This window comes from Bacteroidota bacterium (genome assembly GCA_030706565.1).
GTDB lineage: Bacteria > Bacteroidota > Bacteroidia > Bacteroidales > JAUZOH01 > JAUZOH01.
Map to the genome: position 1 here is coordinate 1 of JAUZOH010000279.1, position 5,075 is coordinate 5,075.

Here is a 5,075-nt window from a genome sequence, read left to right on the forward strand (position 1 = left end):
TCTGAGGGGCTATAGCCAACATCAGCCCAGCCTCCAGGCAACGACCAGCAGCCATCCATTTTTTCCTTTACCAGTAATATTTTCCCATCCCTGAAAATCACTGACCTCACATCAACTTTTGGCGTCTGATAACCATTTTCAAAAGCAAACAAATTAGTTACTTTTTCAACCGGCGTATCTGACAGGGCCGACATCATTTTTACACTGATGTTTCGAAGCTCTTCGTACCGTTCCAGATCAAAAGGATTTGAAATGTATGCAAGTCCGTTCTGCGCAATAGCCTGAACTCTTTTTATATATGCCAACAAATCTTCATTCATTTTCAATAAATTATCATGCAGGTATCCCGAACAATGGGTATAAATTAATAAAAATATTTCAGAATAGCCAAAAATAAAAGAGAGGACAAAACTCAATCCTCGTCATTGCCCTCTCTTTTAGGTTTTATAAAATTTCTATTATGCCTTTTTCATCTTATAAACGCAGAAAAGCAAATAAAGAGCACTTGCCAAAATAACCAACACGGCTCCTGCCTGCGAACCAAGCTGATCAGAAATAAGACCCATGATAAAAGGTATTACGGCTCCGCCAAACACACCGGTAATCATTAATCCTGAAATTTCATTGGTTTTATCGGGACTATGCTGAATGGCTGCAGAAAAGATAATAGGGAATATATTGGCAATGGTAAAACCAATAATTCCGAACAGGGCAAAAAGCAACACTTTATTACCCACAAAAATCAAAGCCACCATAGCCGCAATAGCAACGATGATATTTATTTTGTAGAATTTTACAGGAGAATATTTAGCCAACAGGAAAGCTCCAATGAACGCACCGGCCGTACGGAAAAGGAAGTACATGCTTGAGCCGAATCCTGCATCAATCGTGCTGAATCCACAACGTTCCTGTAAAATTTTCGGTGCTGTTGTATTCATCCCCACATCTACACCTACAACGAAAACAATGCCTAAAAATAAAAGCAGTATGGTTTTGTCCTTTAAAATGGATATCACGCTTCCAAAGGTTGAAGCCTTGCTGGTTACCGGTTCTTCCTCAATGGGAACAGCAAGCAGCCAGATTGTGGAAAGCAGGGTTATTACTGCATAAATAGGGAAAATATATTGCCAGTTTCCTAATTGCTGGGCAGCAAAAGCAGCAATAAAAGGAGCGCAAAAAGAAGAAATGGCCTTTACAAACTGGCCGGCAGTAAGGCAGCTTGTTAATTTATCCCCTTTGACAACATTTTTAAGTAGGGGATTAAGAGAAACCTGAATAATGGTATTTGCAATACCCAGGAGAGCAAAAGCGATCAGCGACATCGTAAAAGTATAGGAGATCAGAGGAATAAACATAGCAAAAATCGTAATGACATTACTAAGCAGTACGGTTTTTTTCCTCCCTATTTTATTCATTAATATACCGGTAGGAACCGAAAAAATTAAAAACATTGAAAATAAGGCAACAGGAATAAGATTGGATAAGGTGTCCCTGAAACCAACACTATATGCCCCCAATAGGTCTTGTTTTACATGTGAAGCAGTGATACCAACAACATCACAGAATCCCATAATAAAGAATCCGAATAATACTGGTAATACTGTAATCAAAGAATTTTTGTTTTTCATTTTGGCTTAGTTTGTTAGTTATATTTTACATTTTTGATAACAATGGTTTGATTTTCTCCCAGAAGTTTTCGTCAAACATTCTGGCACTGCCGATTATTGCAGCATCTTCCATTAATTTGGAAAGTTTAATTTCGGTTTTTACATTAATCTTTTTCAGATATTCTTCGAAACAGGGTCCAAAAAAGTTATAGGCACCAGACACATTGCCCCCAATCACCAATGTTTCTGCTTCAAATTTATTTAACCAGGGCCCCAGGAAACTACCCAGATTCTGGCCAAATTCAACAAAAATCTCCTTTGCCTCAGGATTTTTCTCCGACTCTTCAGCAACTTCTTTTGCTCCCTCTACAGTCCGGTGGAACTTCTCTTCAAAGCGTTTAATGAACCAACGGGTTGAAAACGAATCATCGGCTATTCCCTCTTTAAATGGCAGATGCCAGACACAACCCATTTCGGGTACATCCTCCCGTTCAACTACAGGTACGCCCTCATCAATAAAAGCAGAGCCAAATCCTGTACCTAATGTGATGGAAACCGAACGGCTTTTCCCTGCTGCATTTCCCATCCATGCTTCTCCAACCGCAAAAGCAGTGGCATCATTCATAAAACGTATATCAACGTCGTCATGAAGTCCTAACAATTCAATCAGCTGGTTTTTTACATTAATTCCATATAAACCTTCATATTTGGCCACACCATGAAACAGAGCAAGCCCCTTTTCATAATCAAAGGGTCCGGGCATTGCAAAACCTATACCGGCCAACTTGCTGGCATTAATCGTCTTTAAGGATTGCTTCAAAGCCAACACCCAACGATTTAAAATTTCATCAGCAGATGCCTGATTATCAATCTTAATAGTCGAAAAACTTTCTTTTTCAATCGATTCGTTTTCCAAATCAATGACAGCACAACTAATATGACTTCCACCGATATCAGTACCTATTGCATACTTTTTCATATCTGATTCTTTTACATTTTAATTAAACAATACCGCAAATATTACAATTATTAATGACAAATTTTCAACATTTCAACTTGTTCATCTATAAAAATTTCATATTTTTTATATGACAATTAACATTTAGTATGAAATCCGTTTATTAAACTCAAAACCACCAGCCATATTAAGCCGGAAGCAAATCAAATTACAATTAAGTACTGGCTTTAAGGCTAACAACGAAGCATGTTATATTTACCTTAACCTGTCTTCCAGGTGGACAAATCAGCATACACCTAAAAATTTTCCCGGTTAATTTTCCATAACCTCCCAACCCCTATTGCTTTTTACCCAGTCTTCATTCAGAGTTAATCTGTTTCAAGGATTAGCGGATACTTTCCCTTCAAATTTACCCGGATAAAAATTTTTATAAAAATACTAGAATAATTTTTTTATTTAAATTTATTTATCATATTTGTCTGACAAATACGATAAATATGTATAATTTAAAAATAACAGACCACCAAACCACCTTAGTCGACCAGGTTGAAGATAAATTATTTGATTATTTCAAAGCCATGAACCTTAAACCCGGTGACTCTATTCCCAAGGAGCAGGAACTTGCAGAAGAGTTGGGCGTTGGAAGAAGTGTCCTGCGGGAAGCTTTGAGCAGGTTAAGAATGCTTGGCCTAATTGAGTCTCGCACCAGAAGAGGGATGATTTTGACAGAGCCATCCATACTTGGTGGAATGAAACGTGTCATTGATCCACGAATACTGGGTGATGAAGCTTTGTTTGATTTGCTGGGTTTTAGAATAGCCCTGGAGGTAGGTATTTGTGACCTCCTCTTCAACAACCTGACGGATGAACACCTTCAGGAACTTGAAGAGATTGTTAACCGGGGGGTGGTTTTTAATTATGGAGAATATACTCCGGTCAGCGAATTTGAATTTCACACGAAATTATACGAAATAACCGGTAATAAAACCATCACAGAGTTTCAGGAGGTAATAAGGCCCGTTTCCGTCTTTTTAAAGGAAAAATTCAAAGACTATTTCTTACCCATCAATATGGAACTCGAAAATTCCGGAAAAAGGGTCACTCATAAAGATCTTTTAGATCTTCTTAAAAAAAAGGATAAGGAAGGTTTTCGTCAGGCCATGATAAACCACTTTACCCCTTATTATAGTTTCCTGAAAAAATGCGTACCGCCTCAAAGCCCTACACAAGATTCTTAAAAGTTCAACCAACCCATTAACATTCCCTTGAAAAAAACCTTAACCATATTAGTAATGTCTATAGCTGCTTTTTCTTTGGCCAACTCAATAACAGGTTGTAAAAATGGAGTAACAAAAGAAAAGATAGTGTGGAAAGAACTGGCAACCTTACCCCCTTTAACAGGAGATTCAGTACAACCCGGACTCTCCGGTGTATTTTCCGGAATCATCGGTCAGAATCTTATTATTGCAGGGGGCACAAATTTCAAAAACTGCATGCCCTGGAAAGGAGGGGCCAAAACCTTTTACGCTGACATATATGCCTGCTCTTTTGTTTCGGCTAAAAAAGAATGGAAAATTTATCGAAATAAATTCATCAAGCCTCTAGCTTATGGAGTTTCTATAAGCCTCCCGGAGGGAATTCTATGTATTGGTGGCTCCGATTCGATTAAAGCATATTCCGAAGTATTTCTCATGAAATATAATGGTTCAGCCTTCCAGTATGAAAAATGGCCTTCCTTGCCGGTTCCCCTGGCAAATATGTGTGGAGCATACTTGAGCGGGAAAATATACATAGCCGGAGGGATTGAAAACCCCAGCAGTCCCAAGGCTACCCGTCATTTTTTTGTACTGGATGTCAATGATAAAAAAAACGGATGGAAAACACTTGCATCCTGGCCAGGGGAACCACGCGCCTTTGCAGTAGCAGTTGCACAAAACAACGGAAAGGATAACTGTTTTTACCTGTTCAGTGGCCGGAATATTTCCCCGGATTTTCCCTTAAAAGTATTATCCGACGGGTATGAATACAATCCGAGATTAAAACAATGGAAAAAACTTGATGGTGCAACTGGCCCCAAATTCCCGGTAATGGCAGCTACAGCAGTTCCTTTCGGTTCAACTCATATTTTGTTTTTCGGTGGCGTAAGTAAAGAACTGGCTTTAGAAGAATATAACCTGAAACAAAAAATTTCACAGTATCCCGTATTTAAAAATCAACCTGATAATCCGGACAGCGTGAAATATTTTAAAGAAAAGCTATTGAACTTTTATGAAAACCACCCAGGATTTTCAAAGGATGTGGTTCTGTATCAGACAAGCAAAAACACAATAAGCAAATTAAAACAGGCACCATTTATACTACCTGTTACGACAAATGTAATAATAAAGGACAATAGCTTTATCATAACATGTGGAGAAGTAAAGCCCGGGATCAGGACCTCTAAAATATTTTCTGCAAGTGGAAAAAATTAATTATTAAACAGAAAAATCATAACGATCAATAAAAAAAAA

The 5,075-nt window shown here is 38.1% G+C and carries 5 protein-coding genes; 2 read left to right on the plus strand and 3 right to left on the minus strand.

Annotation, left to right across the window (positions count from 1 at the left end):
• The 3 genes from Q8907_12455 to Q8907_12465 all read right to left on the minus strand — a co-directional run.
• On the minus strand, positions 1-320 hold a 320-nt coding region (locus tag Q8907_12455; protein ID MDP4275082.1), incomplete at its 3' end, for an NUDIX hydrolase N-terminal domain-containing protein.
• 138 nt (positions 321-458) lie between these two features.
• Complete coding sequence (locus Q8907_12460) at positions 459-1,628, minus strand: MFS transporter (protein ID MDP4275083.1); 1,170 nt, start codon at positions 1,626-1,628, stop codon at positions 459-461.
• A gap of 25 nt (positions 1,629-1,653) precedes the next feature.
• Positions 1,654-2,586, minus strand: coding sequence for an ROK family protein (locus Q8907_12465; GenBank protein MDP4275084.1), 933 nt, complete (start codon positions 2,584-2,586; stop codon positions 1,654-1,656).
• A gap of 476 nt (positions 2,587-3,062) precedes the next feature.
• Between Q8907_12465 and Q8907_12470 the strand changes: the two genes are divergently transcribed.
• The gene (locus Q8907_12470; GenBank protein ID MDP4275085.1) at positions 3,063-3,803 is read left to right on the plus strand and encodes a GntR family transcriptional regulator; all 741 of its coding nucleotides are present in this window, start codon (positions 3,063-3,065) and stop codon (positions 3,801-3,803) included.
• Between the two features lie 54 nt (positions 3,804-3,857).
• Positions 3,858-5,036, plus strand: a complete 1,179-nt coding sequence (locus Q8907_12475) for a hypothetical protein (GenBank protein MDP4275086.1) — start codon at positions 3,858-3,860, stop codon at positions 5,034-5,036.
• The last annotated feature ends 39 nt before the right edge of the window (positions 5,037-5,075 follow it).